The sequence below is a fragment of the Acinetobacter sp. genome, from assembly GCF_041919735.1.
GTDB lineage: Bacteria > Pseudomonadota > Gammaproteobacteria > Pseudomonadales > Moraxellaceae > Acinetobacter.
The window spans coordinates 1-2,749 of the sequence record NZ_JAYRTF010000051.1; the positions used below are offsets into that span (position 1 = coordinate 1).

Genomic DNA, 2,749 nt, shown 5'->3' on the forward strand with positions numbered 1-2,749 from the left:
ACCTGTTATCCCAACTGCACCACCTATAACACCCGTTGTGCCAAAGGTCGACGCTCAAAAGGCAGCAGCGGATGCTAAAGCTGCTGAAGCGGCAGCGCGTAAAGCTGAACTACAGCAGCAGATTCAGACACGTGCAAAGGCTGAAGCTGAAAAACTACAAGCTCAGCAAGAACGTGCTACTGCCCGTGCAGCGGAGCAAGCTAAAAATGCTGAGAAAGCCAAAGCAGATGCAGCGGCGAAAGCTGAAGCAGACACCAAACGCCGAGCAAACTTAGAAGCATTGAAAAAAGCAGAGGCAGTACAAAAAGCGAAGCTAGAGGCACAAAAGAAAGCAGATCTCGCTAAAAAGCAGCAAGAAATTACTGATGCCAATAAGGCTAAAGTTGCGGCTGATGCAAAAGCCAAAGCAGATGCAGATAAAGCCAAGGCTGCCGCTGATGCAAAACGTAAAGCCGATGCGGACAAAGCGAAAGCCGCCGCTGATGCGAAAGCTAAAGCAGATGCCGATAAAGCCAAGGCAAATGCTGATGCTAAAGCTAAAGCAGATGCTGCGAAGACCAAAGCTGACGCTGATGCGAAACGTAAGGCTGATGCGGATAAAGCTAAGGCAAATGCTGATGCAAAAGCCAAAGCCGATGCAGAAAAAGCCAAGGCTGCTGCTGATGCAAAACGTAAAGCCGATGCTGAAGCGAAAGAGCGTGCAGCTGAAGAAGCACGTGCTTCATCTGCAAAACAAGCTGCCGAAGAAGCCGCGCAAAAGAAAGCAGAAGCAAAGCAAATTGCTTCAACGGCTAAGCGCGACTTTGAAAATAAAATTAAGCGTGCTTGGGATACCCCAGCAGGTTCAACGGGTGAAACCGCGACTGCACGTGTCACGCTTTCGGATAGTGGCGCTGTACGATCTGTGATCGTAAGCTCCAGTGACCCTGACATGAAAGCCAGCGTCGAAGCAGCTGTTCGTTCTGCTGCACCCTATCCAATGCCTTCAGATCCAGAAGCACGCCGGCAAGCACAAAGCTTTACTTCATCCTTTACTGCGAAATAACCCAAATCCCTCTGAACAGTCAGGGGGATTTTTCCAGCCATATTCACAGTATTTTTAAGTACTCAAATGACTTATTTTAAATACGTTTAATCTGTTTTAGCTTTCAATAACAACCATTACAACATCTTTAATTTCAGTCGATATTTCACTCCATACAAGCGAGTCGCTACTGGCCCTTATCACACAGATCTACCTACGCGTTTTTGTATTTACGTTTAAACGACTTAATTCTTACTCATTTTTCACAGTGTTATAACAGATCAGTCATAATTTCATGCTTTTAATATTAGAAAATCATGCCATTATGTAGAACAATTAAACCCACAATAAAAGCCGTTTGTTTGAGTAAATAACGAATGATGGAAATGACGCGTAAACACCTTCTTAGCCTAGCCATTTTAACTGCTTTCAGCCCAGTCTTAGTGACTCAAGTGCATGCTCAGCTTCATTTAGAAATTGCAAAAGCACCTGAAGAAGCGCCTAAAATTGCAATCGTACCTTTTAGCAATGACAGTAGCCTCTATCCTATTATTGAAACAGATTTAAACCGCTCAGGGAAATTTACCAGCGCTTCAAAAAATTTACCTGCAACCGCCAGCATGAATAATCCGAACGCAGCCAACTGGCAGGCTGCAGGTGTTCCATATGTCGTTACAGGAACAGTAAAAACCACTGAAAATGGCAGTTACGAAGTTCATTACCAACTTTATGATGTCCAAAAACAACAATATCTTTTAAATGAATTATTAACTGTTCCAGCATCACGCGTTCGTTCTGCTGCACACATGATTAGTGATGCTATTTATCAAGCATTAACTGGTATTCCAGGAGACTTTAGCGGTCGTATTGCTTATGTGCTACGTAATCCAGCTACACCGGAACAACGCTATACACTACAAATCGCGGATACTGATGGTGAGCAACCACGTACAATTTTAACGTCACGCGATCCAATTTTATCGCCTGCTTGGACACCAGATGCCAAGAAAATTGCTTATGTTTCGTTTGAAACCAAACGCCCTGCAATTTATGTCCAAGACCTTTCCACAGGTGCTCGCGAAAAGCTTGCTAGCTTCCGTGGTCTAAATGGCGCGCCAAGCTTCTCACCAGATGGGAAAAGTATGTTGTTCACCGCTTCTATGCATGGCAACCCAGAAATTTACCAAATGAATTTGGAAACCCGTCAACTGCAACGTATGACCAATGACAGTGCCATTGATACTGAAGCGCGTTATGCACCAGATGGTAAGTCATTTATTTTTACTTCTGACCGTGGTGGTTCTGCACAAATTTACCGTTATGACTTGGCAAATAGCAGCTATAACCGTCTGACCTTCCGTGGAGCATTCAATGCACGTGGTACGCTCAGTGCCGATGGCAAAAAACTGGCACTGGTCCACCGTCCAAGCGGCAGTAACTATAAAGTCGCTATTCAAGATTTAAACTCAAGTGTCACCAATATTTTAACGCCAACCAGTTTGGATGAATCACCAAGTTTCTCACCAAATGGGCAGATGGTGGTCTATGCAACGCGTGAAGGTTCACGTGGTTTGTTGTCGATCATGTCACTGGATGGCCGTTTCCGTATGAATTTACCAAGTGAACAAGGTGAAGTCCGTGAACCTGCTTGGGCACCCAAATAACTTTTTTAATGACTAGTCATTTAATAATCATCAATTTTCATGGAGATGAAGAATGAAATCG

General features: G+C 44.2%; 2 protein-coding genes. Both read left to right on the forward strand.

Annotation, left to right across the window (positions count from 1 at the left end):
- The coding region (tolA, locus tag ACE3T3_RS15820) for a cell envelope integrity protein TolA (RefSeq protein WP_374668611.1) at positions 1-1,045 on the forward strand (1,045 nt) is incomplete at its 5' end.
- A 359-nt stretch (positions 1,046-1,404) separates the two neighbouring features.
- A complete protein-coding gene (gene tolB, locus ACE3T3_RS15825) occupies positions 1,405-2,688 on the forward strand; it encodes a Tol-Pal system beta propeller repeat protein TolB (protein ID WP_171522876.1) in 1,284 nt (427 codons plus the stop codon).
- The last annotated feature ends 61 nt before the right edge of the window (positions 2,689-2,749 follow it).